Source organism: Oceanobacillus picturae (assembly GCF_000612865.1).
Lineage (GTDB): Bacteria > Bacillota > Bacilli > Bacillales > Amphibacillaceae > Oceanobacillus_B > Oceanobacillus_B jordanicus.
In genome coordinates this window covers 208,000-229,389 of record NZ_CCAX010000001.1, presented here as the reverse complement: position 1 = coordinate 229,389, position 21,390 = coordinate 208,000, and the positions used below count along the sequence as shown (strand labels likewise).

19 protein-coding genes, 1 other RNA gene and 2 other annotated features are annotated in these 21,390 nt (G+C 39.3%); of the genes, 3 read left to right on the top strand and 17 right to left on the bottom strand.

What is annotated here, in order from left to right; translation table 11 throughout:
- Positions 1-222: 222 nt before the first annotated feature.
- From mltG to cymR, 12 genes are all read right to left on the bottom strand, one after another.
- The gene (gene mltG, locus BN988_RS01115; RefSeq protein WP_036572380.1) at positions 223-1,341 is read right to left on the bottom strand and encodes an endolytic transglycosylase MltG; all 1,119 of its coding nucleotides are present in this window, start codon (positions 1,339-1,341) and stop codon (positions 223-225) included.
- Between the two features lie 314 nt (positions 1,342-1,655).
- On the bottom strand, positions 1,656-1,943 hold the full coding sequence (locus BN988_RS01110; protein WP_036572378.1) for a DUF1292 domain-containing protein: 288 nt from the start codon (positions 1,941-1,943) through the stop codon (positions 1,656-1,658).
- Between the two features lie 13 nt (positions 1,944-1,956).
- Positions 1,957-2,370, bottom strand: a complete 414-nt coding sequence (gene ruvX / locus BN988_RS01105; protein ID WP_036572377.1) for a Holliday junction resolvase RuvX — start codon at positions 2,368-2,370, stop codon at positions 1,957-1,959.
- On the bottom strand, positions 2,371-2,640 hold the full coding sequence (locus BN988_RS01100) for an IreB family regulatory phosphoprotein (protein WP_036572375.1): 270 nt from the start codon (positions 2,638-2,640) through the stop codon (positions 2,371-2,373).
- 174 nt (positions 2,641-2,814) lie between these two features.
- Positions 2,815-5,454: an alanine--tRNA ligase gene (gene alaS, locus BN988_RS01095; protein WP_036572374.1), complete on the bottom strand. Its 2,640-nt coding sequence runs from the start codon at positions 5,452-5,454 to the stop codon at positions 2,815-2,817.
- A 53-nt stretch (positions 5,455-5,507) separates the two neighbouring features.
- Positions 5,508-5,720, bottom strand: a binding site (T-box leader).
- Positions 5,721-5,885: 165 nt separating this feature from the next.
- Complete coding sequence (locus BN988_RS01090; RefSeq protein ID WP_051557601.1) at positions 5,886-6,947, bottom strand: AI-2E family transporter; 1,062 nt, start codon at positions 6,945-6,947, stop codon at positions 5,886-5,888.
- A 48-nt stretch (positions 6,948-6,995) separates the two neighbouring features.
- Positions 6,996-7,184 (bottom strand): hypothetical protein, encoded by a 189-nt coding sequence (locus BN988_RS01085; RefSeq protein ID WP_182858768.1) that lies wholly within the window; start codon positions 7,182-7,184, stop codon positions 6,996-6,998.
- A 66-nt stretch (positions 7,185-7,250) separates the two neighbouring features.
- Positions 7,251-9,563, bottom strand: coding sequence for an SF1B family DNA helicase RecD2 (recD2, locus tag BN988_RS01080; protein ID WP_036572370.1), 2,313 nt, complete (start codon positions 9,561-9,563; stop codon positions 7,251-7,253).
- A 19-nt stretch (positions 9,564-9,582) separates the two neighbouring features.
- Positions 9,583-10,245: a tetratricopeptide repeat protein gene (locus BN988_RS01075; protein WP_036572367.1), complete on the bottom strand. Its 663-nt coding sequence runs from the start codon at positions 10,243-10,245 to the stop codon at positions 9,583-9,585.
- A 15-nt stretch (positions 10,246-10,260) separates the two neighbouring features.
- On the bottom strand, positions 10,261-11,373 hold the full coding sequence (mnmA, locus tag BN988_RS01070) for a tRNA 2-thiouridine(34) synthase MnmA (RefSeq protein ID WP_036572364.1): 1,113 nt from the start codon (positions 11,371-11,373) through the stop codon (positions 10,261-10,263).
- Positions 11,374-11,388: 15 nt separating this feature from the next.
- Positions 11,389-12,531, bottom strand: coding sequence for a cysteine desulfurase family protein (locus BN988_RS01065; RefSeq protein ID WP_036572363.1), 1,143 nt, complete (start codon positions 12,529-12,531; stop codon positions 11,389-11,391).
- Positions 12,532-12,621: 90 nt separating this feature from the next.
- Positions 12,622-13,041: a cysteine metabolism transcriptional regulator CymR gene (gene cymR / locus BN988_RS01060; RefSeq protein WP_036572361.1), complete on the bottom strand. Its 420-nt coding sequence runs from the start codon at positions 13,039-13,041 to the stop codon at positions 12,622-12,624.
- Positions 13,042-13,252: 211 nt separating this feature from the next.
- Here cymR and BN988_RS01055 point away from each other — a divergent pair, with 211 nt between their 5' ends.
- Together BN988_RS01055 and BN988_RS01050 are read left to right on the top strand one after the other, a co-directional pair.
- Positions 13,253-14,530 (top strand): replication-associated recombination protein A, encoded by a 1,278-nt coding sequence (locus BN988_RS01055; protein WP_036572359.1) that lies wholly within the window; start codon positions 13,253-13,255, stop codon positions 14,528-14,530.
- A gap of 363 nt (positions 14,531-14,893) precedes the next feature.
- Positions 14,894-15,562 (top strand): RsfA family transcriptional regulator, encoded by a 669-nt coding sequence (locus tag BN988_RS01050; RefSeq protein WP_036572358.1) that lies wholly within the window; start codon positions 14,894-14,896, stop codon positions 15,560-15,562.
- A gap of 118 nt (positions 15,563-15,680) precedes the next feature.
- Here BN988_RS01050 and ssrS read toward each other — a convergent pair.
- The 4 genes from ssrS to BN988_RS19040 form a co-directional block, all read right to left on the bottom strand.
- Positions 15,681-15,868, bottom strand: a non-coding RNA gene (gene ssrS / locus BN988_RS18485) — 6S RNA.
- Between the two features lie 70 nt (positions 15,869-15,938).
- On the bottom strand, positions 15,939-17,720 hold the full coding sequence (gene aspS, locus BN988_RS01045) for an aspartate--tRNA ligase (protein ID WP_036572356.1): 1,782 nt from the start codon (positions 17,718-17,720) through the stop codon (positions 15,939-15,941).
- A complete protein-coding gene (gene hisS, locus BN988_RS01040; RefSeq protein ID WP_036572355.1) occupies positions 17,713-19,002 on the bottom strand; it encodes a histidine--tRNA ligase in 1,290 nt (429 codons plus the stop codon). Before hisS ends, aspS begins: the two co-directional genes overlap by 8 nt.
- Before the next feature lie 105 nt (positions 19,003-19,107).
- Positions 19,108-19,326: a binding site (T-box leader), on the bottom strand.
- A gap of 51 nt (positions 19,327-19,377) precedes the next feature.
- On the bottom strand, positions 19,378-19,551 hold the full coding sequence (locus BN988_RS19040) for a hypothetical protein (protein ID WP_182858769.1): 174 nt from the start codon (positions 19,549-19,551) through the stop codon (positions 19,378-19,380).
- Between the two features lie 112 nt (positions 19,552-19,663).
- Here BN988_RS19040 and BN988_RS01030 point away from each other — a divergent pair, with 112 nt between their 5' ends.
- Positions 19,664-20,728 carry an N-acetylmuramoyl-L-alanine amidase gene (locus BN988_RS01030; RefSeq protein WP_036572351.1) on the top strand — a complete coding sequence of 355 codons (1,065 nt, stop codon included), beginning with the start codon at positions 19,664-19,666 and terminating at the stop codon, positions 20,726-20,728.
- A gap of 210 nt (positions 20,729-20,938) precedes the next feature.
- On the opposite strand, the gene dtd is transcribed toward BN988_RS01030, so the two are convergent.
- Positions 20,939-21,382 (bottom strand): D-aminoacyl-tRNA deacylase, encoded by a 444-nt coding sequence (gene dtd / locus BN988_RS01025; RefSeq protein WP_036572348.1) that lies wholly within the window; start codon positions 21,380-21,382, stop codon positions 20,939-20,941.
- Positions 21,383-21,390: the final 8 nt, after the last annotated feature.

Here is a 21,390-nt window from a genome sequence, read left to right as displayed (position 1 = left end):
TGTTCAAAAAGGAGGTTATAAAGGACCGAGAAGTTCGAGGCGGCGTAGCTTTGAGTACCGGGCTTTCACAGGATGTGGTGACTTCTGTGTTGTCCACAGGACGTGGACGATTCTAACAGAAGTTCATTAAACTCCTTTAATACGTGAGGAACAAAAAAGCAAGCCAACAAAGAAATTCGATGTGTCATTTTTACCGGATTTTTTGAACAACCTCTATTAGATTTAATTAATATGTTCATCCTTATATTCCAAATGCTCTTCATAGGTCTCGGCGTAATAGATATCGCCTTCCCCATCATGTAAAAAATAAAGAAAATCTGAATCCTCAGGATGTAATGCAGCATCCAGTGAGCTCTCTGCAAAATTGCCAATTGGCCCTATAGGAAGTGCGTCTACATAGTACGTATTATAAGGCGATTCGATTTCTAGGTCTTTATTCAGTACTTTATCTTTATGTTCTCCCAGAGCGTATAGAACAGTTGGGTCTGTCTGAAGCTTCATTCCCTCTTCCATTCGGTTTATGAATACGCCAGAAATTTTCTTGCGTTGTTCCTCATTTGCAGATTCCTTTTCAACCAATGACGCATAGGTTAACACTTCATGGAGGCTAAAATCGGATTCATTAATCGCCTCTCGGTATTCTGCAATAACGGAGTCTGTTTTATTCAACATTTCTTCGATCACCGCTTCTACGGATGGCGAATCGACATAGAAATTATACGTTGCGGCAAACAAATATCCTTCTAGAGGTGTCTTTATCTCTGGGTCAAGGATGTCTTCTGTTAGTATCGAAGGATATGCTTCGATAAGTTGCTCAATGTATGCCTGGTCATTTACAGTGTTTAAAAAGTCTTCTTTTGTAAACGACAGTTCCTCGGCATATATTTCAGCAATTTCCTCAATCGTTTTACCCTCAGGAACAGTAACAGTATGTACCGGCTCCGCAATTACTCGGCCTTCTTTGAGTGATTCAATTATTTCATCAATTGACATAGACGGTGTGAATGTATATTCCCCAGCTTGAAAGTCTGATTCGTTTTTAAACTTTATGTAAAAACGAAATATCCGCTCATCTTTAATAATCCCATTATCTTCAAGAATTGCAGCAATAGTAGAGGTTGAAGAACCAATTGGTATATCAACGGTAACCTCTTCATCACTAGAAGGATCCACAGGTTCTAATGCAGATTTAACATACAAATAGCCGGATATGCTACCAATTATAAGTATAAGAAGCAATGAAATGATAATGATTGCTACAATCTTTCTCACCGTTTTAGCTTCTTCACTTCGAGCAATGAGATTGTCCTTAAAATTGCCATTCTTTTTCTTCTTGGACATTAAGTATCCCCCTCTCATCCGCTATATTATACTAAAATATACGATTATATGCCATTATAATCCCACAATTCGACAGGTGCGAGTTACATTTCTTATTGCTATTGCCTAGAGAATTAACATAATCATACAAAATATATTACTTCCCATTCCATTTTCCTTAGTAGATATAGACACATTTGAGGGAATTATTGTAGAAATTGCTTACAGGGAAATGAATCATTGTATGTCTCTATTGAAATCATAGACGAGAAAAAATAATAGTGCTCAAAAAAAGCTGGTGCCCCTTATTAGGACACCAGCAGGTTGTGCATTTTTTAGGATTCGTTCTCTTCATCTGCAAGTGTGTGTAGCATTTCTTCAACCATTTCCCATTCTTCATCTGATTCGATTGGGAATAAAGATAAGTCATCATCATCTTTTGTCTTCTCTTCATAACGGAAAGCATATACTTCAACTTCCTCGTCTTCTGACTGTTCCACTGGTGTAACAGCGATGTACGAATGACTTGTTTTGTCTACATCAAAAGTAAATAAAACCTCAAATAAATGTTCTTCCCCGTTTTCATCCGGTATTATGATACGCTCTTTTTCTTCTAGTGCCATTTATATCACTCCTTTATTTTTGATTTAGAAAGCCTTGCAATATCATCACGGCAGCCATCTTATCGATAACTTTCTTCCTTTTCTTCCTACTCATGTCTGCTTCCAAAAGAACACGTTCAGCAGCTACAGTCGTTAGACGTTCATCCCATAATACGGTATCAATGTGATGGGTTTTTTCGATATGTTCTGCATAACGCTGAGATGCTTCGCCACGTTCCCCAATAGAACCATTCATATTTTTAGGAAGGCCAATGACGGCTTTTCCAATTTCGTTCTCTGCTATAATTTCTGCAAGTTTTGAGTCTGCAGAAGTAATGCTCTCTTCATTCCATTCGATTGTAGTAAGCCCTTGAGCAGTCCAACCAAATGCGTCACTTACAGCAACACCGATTGTTTTGGAGCCTACATCCAGTCCTAGTATTTTCATTTAGTTATTCCTTTGCTGTTGTTCTAAATAAAATTTGACCAGCTCTTCTATGACTTCATCCCGCTCAATTTTACGGATCAAATTCCTTGCATCATTGTAGCGCGGGATATATGCAGGATCACCTGATAGTAAATAACCCACAATCTGATTGATCGGATTATATCCTTTTTCACGTAGCGCTTCATGCACGGTAAAAAGAATTTCCTTTATATCCTGATCAAAAGGTTCCTCCGAAAAATTAAATTTCATCGTTTTATCAATTGAGCTCATCATGACACCTCGATCTTAGAATAACACTTTATTTCTGCTTTGATTAATAGATTTGTTCTATTCAAACCAGCCTGCAAACAGATTTTCCCGAACCTGTCACCGTTAAATTCATTCTAACATGTCTGTGTGTTTCATTATACTTATTCCTATCGCTCGTTACAAGCTGAAAGGAAATTATTTCAGATTATCCGCAATATATTCGCTCGTTACAGATAGAGCATCACCGATTTTGCTGGTGTCTTTTCCACCTGCTTGTGCCATATCTGGGCGGCCACCGCCACCACCGCCACAAATTCCAGCTGCTAACTTGATAAGTTGTCCAGCCTGTAAGCCACGTTCAATTAAATCTTTGGAAACACCTGAAGCTAGTTGCACTTTTCCATTATTTTCTGCTGCTAATAAAATGACACCAGATCCTAGTTTTTGTTTTAATTCATCAACCATGTTCCGTAACTGGTTCATATCTTTTACATTTACTTTTTGAGCAAGAAACGGGATATCTTGGCTTTTTTCTACTTTATCTAAAATGGAAGAAGCCTCTACATTGGAAAGTTTCGCGTTCAATGATTCATTTTCCTTCTGTAGTGTGCGAATTTCCTGGAATAGACCATTAATACGCTCTGGAACGTTTTCATCTGTTGATTTCACTTGACTTGCAGCCTCTCGTAATACATGCAGCTTACTATTCAGGAATGTGTAAGCATGCTTGCTCGTAACTGCTTCAATTCTTCTTGTTCCTGCCCCAATCCCACTTTCTGAGCTGATCTTAAACAGACCAATCTCTGACGTATTGGAAACATGACAGCCACCGCAAAGTTCAATACTATAGTCTTCCATTTGTACAACCCTGACAACATCACCATATTTCTCACCAAACAGGGCCATTGCCCCCATTTCTTTGGCTTCGTCCTTCTGCATCGTCTCAATCTTAACCGGCATAGATTCCCATATTTTTTCATTTACAATTGTTTCAATTTGCTGTAATTCTTCATCTGTCACTGCGTTAAAATGAGAAAAGTCAAAGCGCAGTCGATCTGGACTCACAAGGGAACCAGCTTGATTAACATGATCACCTAGTACATCCTTCAATGCTTGGTGTAGCAAGTGTGTTGCAGTATGGTTTTTCACGACTGCCGCTCTAAACGGATTATCTATTTTCGCTTTGAGGTTATCCCCAGTACGAAGCTCTCCTTCGGTTACTGTTACATGGTGAACATGCTGCCCTTTTGGCGCTTTTTGAACATCCTTTACATAAGCAGTCCCTTTTTCTGAATAGAGCCAGCCTTTATCCGCTACCTGTCCACCACTTTCGGCATAAAATGGGGTGCGATCAAGTAGTAAAAAGACTTCCTCGCCCTCTTTTGCTACATCTGTTCTTTCATTTTCATTAATAATGGCAGCAAGTTTTGTTTCTTTTTCCAGCTCGTTATAGCCGACAAATTCACTGTCTACGTCTATATCTCCTAAAAGACTATCTTGAACCTGCATAGAATCTACTTTTTGACGGGCATTCCTTGCACGTTCACGCTGTTTCTTCATTTCTTTTTCAAAGCCTTCAAGGTCGATCGTAAATCCTTGTTCTTCCACGTACTCTTCCGTTAATTCTTTAGGAAAACCGTACGTGTCATAAAGACGGAAGACTTCCACCCCTGGAAAGACATTGCTACCCTTTGTTTTTTCTTTTTTAATGATCGTGCTCAAAATCTCTAAGCCATCATTTAAGGTTTCGTGGAAACGTGTTTCCTCAACTTTAATGATATTCTCAATCAGTTCACGTTGTTTTAACACTTCTGGATAAAACTCCTTCATGATGTTGCCTACTGTTTCGACAAGTCCGAACATAAATGGTTTTTCTATGCCGATCTCTTTAGCAAATCGTACGGCACGACGTAATAGTCTTCTAAGAACATAGCCTCTCCCTTCATTTGAAGGAACTGCTCCATCGCCTATTGCAAAGCTAACTGTACGGACGTGGTCGGCAATCACTTTAAATGCTGTATCCCCTGTCTTTGTCTTTCCATACTTGGTGTTCGCAAGTTCTTCGGTTTTCTGGATAATAGGCATAAACAAATCTGTTTCAAAGTTAGTAGGAACATCCTGGATAACCGAAACCATTCTTTCTAGTCCCATACCTGTATCAATGTTTTTCTTAGGTAATGGCGTGTACGTATCATCTGGATTATGGTTAAACTGTGAGAACACTAAATTCCATATTTCTAAATAGCGATCATTTTCTCCACCAGGATACAGTTCAGGGTCATTGGGATCATTCCCGTATTTCTCTCCTCTATCATAGAAGATCTCTGTGTTTGGACCACTTGGGCCCTCCCCAATATCCCAGAAATTTTCCTCTAAACGAATGATGCGTTCTTCTGGAATCTTTATGTCATGTAACCAAATATCAAATGCTTCATCATCTTCTGGATGAACAGTAACAGAAAGCAATGCTGGATCAAATCCAATCCATTTACTGCTCGTTAAAAATTCCCATGCCCACTCAATTGCCTCTTTTTTAAAATAATCCCCTATTGAGAAATTACCCAGCATTTCAAAAAATGTATGGTGTCTTGCTGTGAAACCAACATTTTCGATATCATTGGTTCGGATAGATTTTTGGGCATTTACAAGTCGTGGATTATCGGGGATCACCCTACCATCAAAATATTTTTTCAGTGTAGCTACCCCACTATTAATCCATAGCAATGTCGGATCCTCTTGTGGAACGAGTGATGCACTTGGTTCTACGCGATGTCCTTTTCCCTTAAAAAAATCGATATACATTTGCCTTACTTCTGCAGATGTTAACTGTTTCATCCATATACCTCCTATATGTTTTATAGAAAACAAAAAAACCCCTCTCTGCACAATGCAGGGACGAGTTTCGTTCGCGGTACCACCCTAATTACAAATAAGTATAAGACTTATTCATCACTTGATCATGGTAACGGTATGAAACCGACGGGGATTAACCGCACTCTGGTTTAGCATTCCATGCGTCTCTATTCAGGTTTTCTTTCAGCCAAGGAAAACCCTCTCTTATCAATCGACTCTCATGTACTTGGAACCTTCTACGTATTGGTTTTATTGTTATTAAACTATGCACAGTTTTTTATTATAGTTCAGCGATATTATAGAAAACATTCTAGCCAATGTCAAGAAAAAGCCGAGACGTCGGGTAAAAGGGTAACGGCAAGAATTGATAACCTCTTGCCGCATTCCACTAAAACTCTATTAAACCACCTAAGTTAATGCTCTGTATGAAGCAAATGCTTTATGATGACCTTGGACGTAGTAAAGACAGGTACAGCAAGGATCATACCAAATACACCAAACAGCTGTCCGCCAAGTAATAATGCAAATATAATGGCAATAGGGTGCATATTTATGCTTTTTCCAACAATATAAGGAGCAAGTAGATTACTTTCAATTAACTGCATTACAAACACCGATAGGATAACAAATAAAACCATTTTTCCTGACATTGTTAACGCGATTGCTACGGCAGGAACTGCCCCAATGATAGGGCCAAAATAAGGTATGATATTTGTAATCCCCATAATGAGTGCTAAGAGAAGGGCATACTGCAAACCAAGTAATTGAAATAAAATAAAAGAGGTTATGCTCACAAATAGACAAACAATTAACTGACCTCGAATATAATTACCAATTGTTTCATCTACCGCTCTTACCATTTTACCTGTCCTTGGCTTATACTTTTCCGGAATATATCTTTTAATATAGGATTTAATTTTGGTATCATCCTTGAGAAAATAGAATACAAGGACCGGAATAACCGTTATGACGACAATCATATCGAATATCTTTGTCGTACTTTCTATTATATTTGAAAGCAAACCATTCACAAAACCTTCGAGTCGAATAATAAGTTCATCAATTTTATCATGGACCGTTTCAGGTAAGAAGGAAGTATATTCATACATTCGATAGATAAGTTTTTCGTACATACTAATAAATTGTGGAAGCTGTTCATTTAGGTCCCTGATTTGGATTAACATAACTGGAAAAATACGATAGACTAAGTAACCCACACCTCCGAAGAATAATAAGTAAATGAGTAAAATTGCCAAGCTTCTTGGAATACCTAAGCTGTGAATTCGATTTATGACAGGGTAAAGCAAGTACGCAATGAAACAAGCAATGATAAAAGGGGCTAATAAATGCCATAGAAAAGAAAATACAGCTCCGTAAAATGGGAACAGCTTTATCATTAAATAAACAAATAAAAAAAGAAAAATACCAAAGATTAACCAGTAGAGAATAGTCAATCCCTTCCTGTCTTTGAACATAGTCCGTCCCCCTCGCATACTACATACTTCGTTTAATGCTTCAGGTGACTACCATTGTATTTTTCTTTCTTCTTGAGAGAAAAGATCATCTAGCGAACTAAGCGAGCCATCTGCTTCAACTTGGTGAACTTTTAGCTCATCGTTGACGACCGCCATTTCAATAAAACAAGTCCAACAATAATATTGCTGTACGCCAATTTTACCTATATCCCTGCCATTACAATTCGGACAACGCATTAACTCAAGCCCCTTTAACATAAAACTTATTAAGCTAGGCTTACCCAAATTGTAACAAATTATACATTACATAAAGTCATAAGGCGAAATATCCTCTTCTTCGTGTTCTTCACTTACATCTAATGGTTTTTCAAGTCGTGCTTGCAGTTGTTCTTTTAAAGCTGAATAGCGTTTATTTGTATCCATTGTTTCAATACCGCGAACGAACGCACGCTGTTCCCCACAAATAATTAGGGATTGTTTGCTACGGGTAATTGCTGTATATAATAAATTCTTGCGGAGCATTCGGTTATACGCAGACACTACTGGTAATATTACGATCGGAAATTCACTACCTTGTGATTTATGAATCGAAATACAGTAGGCATGCATAATATTTGTGTAGTCTTTCCTTTCATACACCACTTCTTTTTCATCATAGACGATGACAAGTTGTTCCACATTATCTGTGTTTTCATCTTCCGTAAAAATGGCTACAACCTCACCAATGTCACCATTATATACACCATCTTCAGGTTGGTTAACGAGCTGAATCACTTTGTCTCCTACACGAAATACTGCATCCTGTGTACGTACCTCTCGCTTTTGCGGTGTTTTTGGATTGACCAATTTCTGAAGTTCCTTGTTAATCATCGTTATGCCGGCCTGTGAGCGATACATTGGTGCAAGCACCTGAATATCACGGACTTCAATTCCTTTATCCATTGCCTTAGAAAAAATCTTTACGATAACGTCTAGAAGCTGCGGCTCATAGCAAGAAATATAGCTAAAATCCTTATCATTTTCCAGGTTGGTCGCCTGGTCATTTTTTATTTCGTGGGCAAGCTGAATAATTTTTGATCCTTCTTTTTGTCGGTAAACTTCGGTTAGACGTACAAAAGGAATGTATCCACTGCTAAGTAAATCAGAAAGGACTTGGCCAGGACCGACAGAAGGAAGCTGGTCCTCGTCCCCTACGATTAACACCTGCATGTCTTTAGGAATAGCTTTAAACAAACTGTTTGCAAGCCAAATATCTACCATAGAAAATTCATCGATAATTAGAAACTTCCCATCAAGTTGTTCGCTTTCGCCTTTTTCAAAACCGCTTACTCCGTCCCAGCCAAGCAAGCGATGAATGGTAACGGCAGGAAGTCCAGTTGATTCTGTTAAACGCTTTGCAGCACGGCCAGTTGGTGCCGTAAGAATAAACGGATACTCTGAGCGATCCTGGTAGTCCTCTTTGTTTAACGAGAGATTATGGATGGAGGCATAAGCATTTAAAATACCTTTCACAACAGTTGTTTTTCCTGTCCCTGGCCCACCAGTTAATATCATCATTTTGGAATGGATTGCCTGATTGATCGCTTCAAACTGTTCCTTCCCATAGCTCAAAACTTCCTCTTCTTCCATCGATCCGATGATTTTCATTAATTCTGCAGTTGGAGTCTCATGATCTGTCTCTTCACTCATAATGCGTTTTACCTGTGCTGCAAAACCATCTTCTGCATAATAAAGGGAAGGCAAATAAACATTGCCTTCTTGAAGAATAATCTTTTTCTCAGTATTTAACTCTGTCAATCTGTTGTGAATGACATCATGTGTTAAGTCGACTGTTGCTAGCAAATCGAGAACCCTGGTAGTACATTCATCCAATGGCATATAAACGTTGCCTTCTTGAACGCTTTTTTGCAACACATAAATACAGCCTGCTCCAATACGATTAGGGTGTGTGGGGGCAAGTCCATTTCGTCCGGCTATTTCATCAGCTGTTTGAAAGCCAAAGCCTTCAATATCAAAAACATAACGATATGGATCCTCTTCCAAAATATCAATCGCTTCTTCTTTATACGCCTGATAAATTTTCTGTGCCATTTTTAGACCAATATGGTAAGTTGCAAGATGAACAACAACATGTTCAAAACCTTGGTTCTCTTGCAACGTTCTAGCAAGAGATTCTGCCTTCTCTTTTTTTATCCCTGGGACGTTCTCTAAAACTTTAGGGTCATTCAAGATTTTTGAAATAGCACTTTCCCCAAGCTTCCCAACTATTTTTTCGGCTGTTTTTTCGCCAATCCCGTAAAAAATATCACTGGAAAGATACGCCACCAACCCATCCTTCGTATCTGGAATAAACGTTTTATAGGAGTGAACATTATACTGCATTCCGAATTTGGCATGCTTTTCAAATTCTCCATAAAAAAAGTAGGGTGTATTTTCCTGGAGAGTGGAAAAATACCCCTTTGCCACAACATCCTTCTCTTGAAAATCTTCATCTGTTTCCAGTATTCTAATCTTCGCAATAGAAAAATGCTCTGTCTCATTATGAAAAATGGTGTAGACTAGTTCTCCTTTTATATAGCCAACTTTTTCTTCCTCGGAATGCCTGCCCATTTCCATTTAACACAACCCCACAATCTTACATTTCGCTTAGTAACTGTTCTGCGTTTTTCTTTCCGTTCTGTGCCAGAACGTGATCAGGCTGAGCTTCAAGCGCACGGTCAAAATGCTCCAACCCTTTATTTATCTTATCTTCAAAAAGTGCAATAACTCCAAGGTTATAGTGCGCATCACTATGTGCCTCATTTAAACGGATGACTTTGTCAAACACAGAACCAGCATCCGAGATGTGATCACTTTGCGCAAGTGCTAGTCCGTATTGAAAGAGAATTTCCTCATCGTCTGGTGCCAGTTCAGCGGCCCTAAGTAAATAAGGAAGTGCTAGCTTATCGTGCTCCTGTTGCAGGAATGTCATACCAAGCATATAGTACACATCTGCTTCTTCTAAACCAAGTTCAATCGCTTTTTGGTAGTTGAACTGTGCTTTTCCATAATTAGCCTGTTCAACATATAAATTTCCTAAGCCATAGTAAGCAGTAGCAGCCTTCTCATCTAGTTCGATGGCCTTTTCAAAAAAACGTTGGGCACGCTCTTGGTCATTAACATGCAATAGTAAATTACCAAAGTTAATGTATCCAACAGGATCATTTGGCTGCTCCTCAATTACTTCCGTAAAAAGAGCTGCTGCCTCTTCAAATTTATTATCTTGCATATAAGCAATAGCCTGCTTGTTTTTATCCATCTAAAAACCCCTTATTTATCCAACATAATTTAGTGCTTTCTCATCTTTTAAAATTTCATCTATCGTACCGCCACCTAGGCAAACCTCACCATCATAGAATACAACAGCTTGTCCTGGTGTAACAGCACGTTCCATTTCAGCAAAATCAACTCTTACCTTGCCATCTTCCAGCAATGACACCGTAACCTTGCTATCTTTTTGACGGTATCTAAATTTAGCTGTACATGTGAATGTGTTTTCTACTCTATCTTTGTTAATCCAATTTAAATCAGTTGCTATTAGGCCGTCAGAGTACAGGGTATCATGAGAATAACCTTGCTCCACATAGAGAATATTATCATTAAGATTTTTACCGACTACAAACCAAGGATCTCCTGCTCCACCAATTCCAAGTCCTTGACGTTGTCCAATTGTATAGTACATTAAGCCATCATGTTTTCCTTTTGTTTCTCCAGATAATGTCTTCATTTCTCCAGGTTGTGCTGGCAAGTACTCACTCAAAAACTCTTTGAAATTTCGTTCGCCGATAAAGCAAATTCCTGTACTGTCTTTTTTATCTGCCGTTACAAGGTTATGTTTCTTTGCTATTTCTCTAACCTCAGATTTTGGAAGGTGCCCTAGTGGGAACATAACTTTCTCTAGAACTTCTTCTGTCAATTGGTTTAGGAAGTAAGTTTGGTCTTTATTATCATCCACCCCACGAAGCATTTCAACTCGTCCATCTGTTTCACGAACTTGAGCATAATGGCCTGTTGCTAAATAGTCCGCTCCAAGTGAAATAGCGTGGTCTAGAAAAGCCTTGAATTTTATTTCTTTATTACACATTACATCTGGGTTCGGTGTTCTACCAGCTTTGTATTCATCAAGGAAATACGTGAATACTTTATCCCAATATTGTTTCTCAAAGTTTACGGCATAGTAAGGAATATCTAATTGGTTACACACTCGTACAACGTCATCATAATCCTCTGTTGCTGTACAAACTCCAAATTCATCTGTGTCATCCCAGTTTTTCATAAATATCCCGACAACATCATAGCCTTGTTGTTTTAATAGTAAAGCTGCAACAGAGGAATCTACTCCTCCGCTCATGCCCACTACAACTCTTGTATCTTCAATTCTTTTCATTTTCATTCATCCTTTTTATGAAACTAATCGTTTTACTATTTTGGACACTCTTTCTGCAGCTTCTTCTACATTTTCCTTTGAATTCGCAAGTCCAAAGCTAAATCGGATGGAATTAGTTGTACATGGATGCCCTTCACCAAACATCGCACTAAGTACATGGGAGGGCTCTACTGAACCTGCTGTACAAGCACTACCACTTGAAGCAGCAATTCCGCTAAGATCAAAATTAGTAAGAAGTGCTTCCACATTGGTTCCAGGAAAACTAATATTTACAATAGAAGCAATCGCCGATTCCGGATCGCCATTTATAGCAAAATCTATTTCATTATTTTTTAATATTTGTACGAAGTGATCCTTAAAGCTTTGATATAGCTTATTTCTCTCTTGTCGCTTCTCCATAGCTATTTCAACTGCTCGTTTAAAACCTACAATAGCCGGAACATTTTCTGTACCTGGGCGACGTTTTCGCTCCTGTTCACCGCCAAATTGCAATGCCTGCATTGCAATACCTTCCTTTACATATAAAAAGGCAATTCCTTTAGGGCCATTTATTTTATGAGAAGAAACGGTAAGCAGATCAATACCCATTTCCTTTACATTCAAATCCAGTAATCCATATGCCTGGACTGCATCTGTATGAAAATATGCCTGGTGTTGACTCACAAGCTTCGCTGCTTCTTCAATTGGCTGTATGATTCCCGTTTCATTATTTACAAACATAATAGAGACGAGAATCGTATCTTCCCGAAGAGAAGTACGTAAATCCTCTATTGCTATTTTACCGTCCTTATAAATCGGTAAATAGGTAACTTCGAATCCCATTTTCTCCAGTTTTTCTGCAGTATGCAATGTCGCATGATGTTCCTGGCTTACCGTGATAATATGTTTTCCTTTATGCTGATTAGCTAAGGCCGTTCCGATTAAGGCCATATTATCTGCCTCTGTACCACCACTTGTAAATATAAGCTCTTTTTCATTAGCATGGATGCTTCCTGCTAATACTCTTCTCGCTTCATCCAGCTGCTGTCTCGCTTTTCGACCAAACGAATGAACACTGGACGGGTTACCAAATACGTCTGTATATATCGGATTCATAGCAGCAATTACTTCTTCGTGAATTGGGCTTGTGGCTGCGTGATCCAAATAGATTTGTTCCATTGTAATCGACCCTTCCAAACAATTTATCTCGAAATGATTTACCTACCTTATAGTGAGACCATCATACCCCCACCAGAGTGGCGTTTCACTTTATATATAAAACATGTAGCCTTCTTCAGGCTGCTCCCCGTTATGGTTCGCCAAATCCTCTAGTGTTGTAGTATCCAAAACATCTTTCACTGCATCTCTTATTCGCATCCATAGTGCTTGCTTAGCAGGCTCTTCGTCCTCAATGCCCTCGACTGGCGTGATAGGTCCTTCTAAAACCCGGATAATATCTCCTGCACTAATCGTGGCAGGTTCTTTTGCCAGGATATACCCCCCATATGCACCTCGGATGCTCTTAATTAACCCCGCGTTTCTCAACGGAGATGCTAGCTGTTCCAAATAGTGTTCTGATAAATCATTTTCTCTTGCAATATTTTTTAAAGAGGTCGGCCCATTACCGTGCTTTTTAGCTAGATCGATCATAATGGTGAGACCATATCTTCCTTTAGTTGAAATCTTCACTTGTTACACCTCTATTTTAAGTACAATGCTATCCTGTTTATACATGATAGTATAGCACGAATCTTGTCTTTCTTGCATTTTATCGGCATCATGCTTAAGCTAAGGTTAGACATATCTATTACTCATGTAACACTACTTAGATGGGTTGAAAAAACAATAGAATGTACATTTTTTTAAAGAAACTACTATTTTACTATAGAGGGCGGTATAAATGAAACAGAAACCACTTGCCTTTCGAATGCGACCTGCAAACATTTATGAGATTATTGGACAGGAGCATTTGGTTGGAGAAGGAAAAATTATTTATAGAATGGTAGAAGCGAACCGATTAGCTTCAATGATTTTATTTGGACCACCCGGCACTGGCAAAACTTCAATGGCTCAGGCACTTGCCAAAAGTCTTGGTTTGCCTGTTAAAAAACTGAACGCTGTGACAGATAAGAAGAAAGACATGGAAATTGCTGTAGAAGAAGCAAAAATGCGTGGACAACTCGTTTTAATATTGGATGAAGTACACAGGCTGGATAAAGCGAAACAGGACTTTTTACTTCCTCACCTAGAAAGTAATTTAATTACATTGATTGGCTGTACAACGAGCAATCCCTACCATTCAATTAATCCAGCAATAAGAAGTAGGTGTCATTTATTTGAGCTTCATCGATTGTCTGAGGACCATGTTAAGGTAGCCATCAAAAGAGCAATTCAAGATGATCAGGAGGGTTTTGGTGACCTGACAATAGAACTAACAGATGAAGCATTAAGTCACTTTTCCGGAAGTGCAAATGGGGATATGCGATCAGCTCTAAACGGACTGGAACTTGCGGTGGCTTCTACCCCCAAAAACAGTGATGGACACATCGTAATTGACTTAAATATAGCAGAAGAATGTATGCAAAAGAAAAGTTTTTCTCATGATAAAGGGGGCGATGCTCATTATGACGTCCTATCAGCATTTCAAAAATCTATCCGTGGGAGCGATGTCGATGCGGCGCTCCATTACTTGGGAAGGCTGATTGAAGCAGGCGATCTTGATAGTATTGCACGCCGAATGATTGTAACCGCCTATGAGGATATCGGGCTTGCAAACCCACAAGCTGGCCCACGGGCTATTGCTGCGGTACAGGCAGCTGAACGTTTAGGCTTTCCGGAAGCTCGCATCCCCCTCTCCGTTGCCATTGTAGAATTATGTCTTTCTCCTAAATCAAATACTGCATATAAAGCATTGGATGCAGCACTTGCAGATATCCAGAATGGGAGAAGTGGAGAAATACCATCCCACTTAAAAGACGCGCACTATCAGGGAGCCAGTAAACTCGGACGAGGCGTAGAATATAAATACCCTCACAACTATGATAATGCCTGGATCGACCAACAATACCTGCCTGACTCTATTAAAAACAAACACTATTACCAGCCAAAGAGTACAGGTAAGTTTGAATCAGCCATGAAACAAGTGTATGAAAAGCTACAGAGTGAGAAGAAACAATAAAGTGAAACTTCAATCAGTGGGGGTTTTCAATATCCCCCACTGATTGTTATTTGAACGAATCGGGGTGTTAGCGTCCGTTTACTTACTCTTAAACCTCATTGTTTTATTTCATGTTTTGAAGGGGTAGTCTTACGGACGGTTGCACCGGGTTAAGGTCTCCCTAACTACTAGCCTGTTTTCTCAAGAGAAAGTAGTATGACAAATAATACAGAAACAGAGAAGCCTGGCGATAATATTTTTTTAAAGTACAAGAAAAAGAACGACTCTCATAATCAAGGTATAAAATGACTCCATATCGGTAAAGATAACATTATAAAACATGAAATCTATGATTTATTTTTATCGATGAAGGAGTTGAACCAAATGGTTAAAGTAAGACAGGATGCATGGTCCCATGAAGATGATTTATTGTTGGCGGAAACCGTTTTACGCCACATTAGAGAAGGTAGTACACAATTAAATGCGTTTGATGAAGTAGGGGATAAACTAAATCGTACCTCTGCTGCATGTGGATTTCGCTGGAATGCAGAAGTTCGTACAAAGTATGACAATGCTATTGATCTTGCAAAAAGACAGAGAAAAGAGAAGAAACGCGCTTTAGCTGGACATTCTCCACGCGTAATGAAACCCGTGGCTCACATTGCAGCGCAAACTTCCGAAAGCGACTATCAACCTGTGGAGCAAACACCACCACCTGCAGTAGTTGAAAGCACACCTATCACCATGGATACCGTGATTCGCTTTCTAAAGGATGTTAAAAAAGACTACTATGCTTCCAATCAATCAAAAGCTTCTCTTGCTCAAATGGAACAAGAGAATACAAAATTAAAAGAAGAAGTAAAAGAATTAAATAACCAACTGAAACAAACTGAGAATCAGCTTGCAACCATTCAAGAAGATTATCAGGTGTTCATCCAAATTATGGATAGAGCAAGAAAAATGACCGTCCTAGAAGAAACTGGAGCTTCAGCCCCACCAGCTTTCCGTATGGACAAAAACGGAAACCTTCAGCAACTTGCTCAAGGAAATTAAGGAAACAAAAGCGCAAGCGACTGCTTCTGTAAAGCATAATATGAGGCTCGATTTTTCCTCCCTTATCTATCAAGTAACAACCCCCCTGTATTATTTCTACAGGGGGGTTGTTTTATGTAGTAATCCCGATTGTGCCGTCCGGTAACAAGTTTTGATCCCGCTCATAGCAGGTGGGTGCTCTGTTCTGCATATATTATGCTTCCTCCCACAAGGGGGAGGCCTGCACGCAACACAGAAACGAAACGAGCTCCCAAATAATCAGTTGTTCGGTCAAACACTTTATTCAGACGAACACATCAGGATTAATAACTTTATGATTTTGTAAATTTATCTTAACATATACCCCGTTGCTTTTCAACGGTAGTATTTCTTCGTCTTACTCTTTCTCAGTTGTGGCTTTTTTTGTTAACCCGATTGAAAGCTCATCCAACTGGGTATGGCTCACCGGACTAGGTGCTTCTGTAAGTAAGTCAGATGCAGAAGCTGTTTTTGGAAACAGGATGGTGTCTCGTAAATTCGTTCTTCCAGCTAATAGCATTATAATTCTATCTAATCCTAGCGCCACACCCCCATGAGGTGGAGCTCCATATTCCAGTGCTTCCATCAAAAAGCCAAACTGGTCATTTGCTTCTTCCTCAGTAAAGCCTAGTACGCGGAACATCTGTTGTTGCTGTTCTTTCTTATATATACGAATAGATCCCCCACCAAGCTCATATCCATTTAAAACAAGGTCATATGCATTTGCTCTTACATTACCTGGATCTGTCTCTAACAAGGAAGCGTCTTCCTCAACAGGTGATGTAAACGGATGATGCGCAGCAAAATATCTACCAAGCTCTTCATCATACTCTAGTAGCGGCCAATCCGTTACCCATAGGAAGTTGAATAAATCGTTATCAATCAGATTAAGTTCTCTTCCCAATTTTAATCGGAGTGCACCAAGACTGTCATATACAACGCTTGTTTTATCAGAACCAAATAATAGAAGATCTCCGTCTTCTACATCCGCAGTCTCTTTAATCCCTTTCACTTCATCTTCTGATAAGAATTTTGATATTGGCCCTTTTAAGTCTTCTCCTTCTGCTTTCAGCCAAGCCATTCCTTTTGCACCATAAACTTTAACGAACTCTGTTAGTTTATCAATGTCTTTTCTTGAATAATTAGCTGCCTGCCCTTTTACGTTTAACAGACAAACTTTACCGCCTGATTCGATAGCACTTTTAAACACTTTAAAGTCAGAGTTTGCTAATACTTCTGTCACATGTGTTAGTTCCATACCAAAGCGAGTATCCGGCTTATCGGAACCATATCTAGCCATTGCTTCATCGTATGGCATTCTCGGAAGCGGAAGTGTAATATCTAAATTCTTAACTTCCTTCATGACTTGTTTCATCATTTCCTCCGTCATAGCCATAATATCATCACTTGACATAAAGGATGTTTCAATATCAATTTGTGTGAATTCTGGTTGACGGTCTGCTCTTAGATCTTCATCACGGAAACAGCGTGCAATTTGATAATACTTTTCAAATCCACCCATCATAATTAACTGTTTAAACAGTTGAGGAGATTGCGGTAAAGCATAAAATTCTCCAGCATGAACTCTGCTTGGTACCAGATAGTCTCTTGCTCCTTCTGGTGTGCTCTTCGTTAAAATAGGTGTTTCCATTTCAAGAAAATCATTGTTATTTAAGTAATTCCTCACTGCCTGCGTTGTTTTATGGCGCAACTTAAATGTTTCTTGAAGTGGCCCTCTGCGCAGGTCCATATAACGATATTTCAATCGCAAATCTTCGGATACTTCTGTCTCATCCTGAATGACAAAAGGAGGCGTTTTTGCTTTGTTAATAATCGTTAATTCATTTGCAAGTACTTCGATTGTCCCGGTATTCATATTCGGATTCACCGTGGATGTATCTCTTTTTACAACATTTCCTTTTATTTCAACTACATATTCTGTTCTTACTGCCTCAGCAGTCTCCAATGCTTCCTTGGAAATGTCCGGATTAAAAACAACCTGAACGAGTCCTGACTTATCACGAAGATCTATAAAAATCAGACCACCAAGATCACGTCTTTTTTGTACCCAACCTTTTAGTAAAACGGATTGCTCAATATGCGCGTCGCGTAGTGTTCCTGCGTATACTCTTTCACTCATTTCCTTTGCCTCCCTGCAACGTTTCTTTCATGTATGAAACAACTTCTTGTAGCTTGACTTCGATTTGATCACCTGTCTCAAGGTTTTTAACATTTATCATCTGCTTTTCTAATTCCTCATCGCCTAGCACTAGCACATAGCTACTGTTAAAGCGATCAGCAGATTTAAATTGCGCCTTCATTTTACGTCCGAGGTAATCTTTATCTGCTTGGATTCCAACAGCTCGTAGTTCATGAAGAATTTTCACAGACTCTTTTTCAGCTTGGTCGCCCATTGCAACAACATAACAATCTAATTGCTCCTCTATTGCGACTTGCTTATTCTCAGCCTCTAGTGCCATAAGGAGACGCTCAAATCCCATTCCAAATCCAATTCCCGGCGTGTCAGGACCGCCTAGCTCTTCGACAAGGCCATTATATCTGCCTCCGCCAGCTAATGTTGTGATGGCACCAAAACCTTCTGCTTCACTCATGATTTCGAAAGCTGTGTGATTATAATAATCAAGTCCTCTAACCAGATTTTTATCAACTTCATACTCAATGCCCATCATCGTTAAATAGCTTTTAACCCGTTCAAAGTAATTCTTTGATTCATCGTTTAAGTAGTCTAGGATTGATGGCGCATTTTTCATGGCAGGGTGTTCCCTATCTTTTTTACAGTCTAAGATTCGAAGCGGATTTTGCTCTAGCCTTATTTGACAGTCACTACATAGTTCTTCCTTAACAGGTGAAAAGTGCTCTACAAGCGCTCTTCTGTGATTGTCTCTACTTTCACTGTCACCAAGTGAGTTAATAACGAGTTTTAATGAAGTTAACCCTACCTCTTTATAACACGTCATAGCTAAGTCAATAACTTCAGCGTCCACCGCCGGATCAGCACTTCCTAGCACCTCTACTCCAAACTGGTTTAACTGCCGCATTCTCCCTTTTTGTGGACGTTCATATCGAAACATCGGCGCAAAATAGTATAACTTTGTTGGCTGAATAGGAGTACCAAATAATTTGTTTTCCACATAGGCACGGGCAACAGACGCTGTCCCTTCTGGTCTAAGAGTTAGACTCCGTCCACCTCTATCTTTAAAGGTATACATTTCTTTTTGGACAATATCTGTAGAATCCCCGACACCGCGTTGGAATAATTCGGTGTGCTCAAAAACTGGTGTACGAATCTCATTAAAATTGTAACGATCACAAATATCTTTTATTTTTTTCTCGGCATACTGCCATTTCCTCGTGTTTTCAGGAAGTAAGTCCACAGTACCTCTTGGCGCCTTCATATTCATTGCAAATCCTCCTATATAACTTCATTTGATAAAACACTATTATTTTCTGTGCACGTGGTTCTCGCGTTTTTTCTAAAAAACATAAAAAACTCCCGTCCCTTAAAAATAAGGGACGGGAGTTCACCCGCGTTGCCACCCTAGTTGATGCAATAATATTGCATCCGCTCTTCACAGTTAACGCCTGCAAAACGTTTATACTTACATATCAGCATAAAGCCTCGGGAGTGTCTTTCGTTGAGCCATCAAGTGAAAATGCTCTCAGCCTCTGGCATTTTCTCTCTTATTTATGTGGGACTCCACTACTTTTTCCGTCATCGGTTCTTTTATTCGTGTATTATGGAATGACTATTATATTAATTGCTACATGGAGGATTGTCAAGCACGATTCAGTTTTTTCTTTAGCATTTTCACTTCACCTAAGGAAATTCCAAATTCCTGAGCTATTTCCATATGATTAGCATGTCCCTCCATCTCTACAAACCGATGTAGATTCACGCCAAATAATTCTTTGTTATTAGCGGAAGTCCATTGTTTCTCACCATATCGCATACGATTTTCCCTCCAAGATCCTTTAAGATTTCCTAACTTACCATTAGTTTTGCCTAAACGCTCTGTTTTTATTATACTTTGGTAAAGAGTACATAATTTAGGAGGAACTATTTTGCGCATAGAGAGAAAATGGCTTACCCTCTTCAGTTTAGCAGTAATGTGGTTTGCATTCCCTTTTACTATTTTTGCTGATGAAATAGAACTTACAGGAGACAGTGTAAACATACGTAGCGGACCTGGTACTAATTTTGACGTAATTGGAAGTGGAAATTCTGGAGATACATACGAACTGCTTGAAGAGCAAGGAGATTGGATGAGAATCCAATTTAATGAAGAGGACGGCTGGGTAACGAGTTCCTTCACAAAGATGGCAGAGGAAGAAAAAGAAGATGAGAAGGTAACGGAAACGAGCACAAGCTCTGTAGAAACAATGACTATTCCATTTGATAACACACATATCCGGTCCGCCCCCTCAACTGAAGGGGAGATTGTTGGGTTTGCTGAAAAAGGAGATACCTTTAAGGTGATTGGTGATCAGGAAGATTGGTTAGAGGTTTCCAACGATGATTTATCTGGCTTTGTATCCAAACGGATAATCAAGAAGAGCCCTAGCTCATCTACTTCTTCTTCAGTCTTTAAAAACAAGACCATTGTTATAGATGCCGGCCATGGCGGAAGGGATGTTGGAGCGATTGGTTCCGCTGAGGTACTTGAAAAGGATGTAACGTTTTTAACCGCACAGGAATTAGCAAGCGAACTTACCATGCTTGGCGCTGAAGTATTAAAGACTCGCCCAGAGGATGAATACATTTCATTGAGCAGCAGAGTCAGCTATGCCAACACGATGGAAACAGATGCCTTTATTAGCATACATTATAATAGCATACCAGAACACCCTGATGTTACCGGGATCGGCACCTATTTTTATAAAGGAAAGAATGAAGTTCTTGCTTCCTACATTCAATCAGAACTGGTAAAAGAAACAGAAGCAACAGACAGAGGTGTTACCCATGGGAATTTTCTAGTTCTAAGGCAAAGCTTGCAGCCTTCTGCACTTTTAGAACTAGGCTTCCTATCCAACCCAGATAAAGAGTCTTTACTTGGAACAGTTGCTTACCAAAAGAAACTTGTTTCCGGGATTGTCAACGGCCTGGGTAAATACTTTGCTAACGAGTGATCGAAAGAAAAAGCTGGACATGTTCGAATAATTATTCGACTTTGTCCAGCTTTTTTTCATACTATTATTGTCTTATTATTAGCTATAATCCTTACCACGAGATGCTAAGATTCTCTAACTGATAACTCTGGTTATTACGCTTCAGCAATCATTGTTCTAATGCGCTGTAAGAAGTTCTTCACTCTATCTTTATACTTTTCATTCACATTCTTACTCTTTACTATCAATAATGAGAGTCACAGGTCCAGAATTCGTTAACTGCACGTCCATCATTTCGCCGAACTTGCCTGTTTCCACATGAATATTTTGTTCTTTAACAAGCTCATTGAATTGATTATAGAGCTCTAACGCATCATCTGGCCTGGCAGCCTGCATAAAGTTTGGCCTTCTGCCTTTTCTCGTATCTCCATAGAGGGTAAACTGTGATATAGAGAGCAGACTCCCATCCGTATCTTGTAAAGATAAATTCATTTTTTCATTTTCATCCTCAAAGATTCGGAGGTGAATGATTTTCTGTACTAGATATTTTGCGTCCTCTATCGTATCTTCATGGGTAATTCCCAGCAACACGACCAGTCCATTGTCAATGCTGCCAACAACTTCGCCACCCACTAAAACACGGGCATCTTTCGCTCGTTGTATTACTGCTTTCATTCAGGCAT

Bases quoted from the DNA above. Each gene is read 5' to 3' on its own strand.
- mltG (WP_036572380.1), bottom strand. From the start codon at position 1,341: ATGTCCAAGAAGAAAAAGAATGGCAATTTTAAGGACAATCTCATTGCT.
- BN988_RS01110 (WP_036572378.1), bottom strand. From the start codon at position 1,943: ATGGCACTAGAAGAAAAAGAGCGTATCATAATACCGGATGAAAACGGG.
- ruvX (WP_036572377.1), bottom strand. From the start codon at position 2,370: ATGAAAATACTAGGACTGGATGTAGGCTCCAAAACAATCGGTGTTGCT.
- BN988_RS01100 (WP_036572375.1), bottom strand. From the start codon at position 2,640: ATGAGCTCAATTGATAAAACGATGAAATTTAATTTTTCGGAGGAACCT.
- alaS (WP_036572374.1), bottom strand. From the start codon at position 5,454: ATGAAACAGTTAACATCTGCAGAAGTAAGGCAAATGTATATCGATTTT.
- BN988_RS01090 (WP_051557601.1), bottom strand. From the start codon at position 6,947: ATGTTCAAAGACAGGAAGGGATTGACTATTCTCTACTGGTTAATCTTT.
- BN988_RS01085 (WP_182858768.1), bottom strand. From the start codon at position 7,184: ATGCGTTGTCCGAATTGTAATGGCAGGGATATAGGTAAAATTGGCGTA.
- recD2 (WP_036572370.1), bottom strand. From the start codon at position 9,563: ATGGAAATGGGCAGGCATTCCGAGGAAGAAAAAGTTGGCTATATAAAA.
- BN988_RS01075 (WP_036572367.1), bottom strand. From the start codon at position 10,245: ATGGATAAAAACAAGCAGGCTATTGCTTATATGCAAGATAATAAATTT.
- mnmA (WP_036572364.1), bottom strand. From the start codon at position 11,373: ATGAAAAGAATTGAAGATACAAGAGTTGTAGTGGGCATGAGCGGAGGA.
- BN988_RS01065 (WP_036572363.1), bottom strand. From the start codon at position 12,531: ATGGAACAAATCTATTTGGATCACGCAGCCACAAGCCCAATTCACGAA.
- BN988_RS01055 (WP_036572359.1), top strand. From the start codon at position 13,253: ATGAAACAGAAACCACTTGCCTTTCGAATGCGACCTGCAAACATTTAT.
- BN988_RS01050 (WP_036572358.1), top strand. From the start codon at position 14,894: ATGGTTAAAGTAAGACAGGATGCATGGTCCCATGAAGATGATTTATTG.
- aspS (WP_036572356.1), bottom strand. From the start codon at position 17,720: ATGAGTGAAAGAGTATACGCAGGAACACTACGCGACGCGCATATTGAG.
- hisS (WP_036572355.1), bottom strand. From the start codon at position 19,002: ATGAATATGAAGGCGCCAAGAGGTACTGTGGACTTACTTCCTGAAAAC.
- BN988_RS19040 (WP_182858769.1), bottom strand. From the start codon at position 19,551: ATGCGATATGGTGAGAAACAATGGACTTCCGCTAATAACAAAGAATTA.
- dtd (WP_036572348.1), bottom strand. From the start codon at position 21,382: ATGAAAGCAGTAATACAACGAGCGAAAGATGCCCGTGTTTTAGTGGGT.